The sequence below is a fragment of the Geminicoccus flavidas genome (assembly GCF_009806515.1).
In the GTDB taxonomy this organism is placed as follows: Bacteria; Pseudomonadota; Alphaproteobacteria; order Geminicoccales; family Geminicoccaceae; genus Geminicoccus; species Geminicoccus flavidus.
This window is the reverse complement of record NZ_WUJP01000452.1, coordinates 1-531: the sequence shown is the minus strand read 5'-3', so window position 1 is coordinate 531 and position 531 is coordinate 1. Positions and strand designations below refer to the sequence as shown.

Here is a 531-nt window from a genome sequence, read left to right as displayed (position 1 = left end):
CCGACGCGATCGACGCCTTCCGTGCCGCGGAGCAGGAGGTGGCGGGCCTGGAGCTGCTGCTCGACGACGCCGAGATGCGCGAGCTGGCGGCGGCCGAGCTGCCCGAGGCGCGCGAGCGGCTGTCCCAGATGGAGTTGGCGCTCCGCCTGGCGCTGCTGCCGAAGGATGCCGCGGACGAGCGCAGCGCCATCCTGGAGATCCGGGCCGGGACGGGCGGCGAGGAGGCGGCCCTGTTCGGCGGCGACCTGTTCCGCATGTACCAGCGCTATGCAGCACTGCAGGGCTGGAAGTTCGAGGTGCTGAGCGAGACCGAGACCGACCTGGGCGGCCTGAAGGACATCTCGGTCGCGGTCGAGGGGCAGGGCGTGTTCGCCAAGCTCAAGTTCGAATCGGGCGTGCACCGGGTCCAGCGCGTGCCGGTCACCGAGGGGGGCGGGCGCATCCACACTTCCGCCGCCACGGTCGCCGTCCTGCCCGAGGCGGAAGAGGTCGACATCAAGATCGACGACAAGGACCTGCGCATCGACGTGC

1 protein-coding gene is annotated in these 531 nt (G+C 71.2%); it reads left to right on the top strand.

Annotated elements, in window-relative coordinates:
• Positions 1 to 531, top strand: a 531-nt coding sequence (locus tag EQG76_RS12660; RefSeq protein ID WP_159713838.1) for a PCRF domain-containing protein, incomplete at both ends; no start/stop codon positions are given.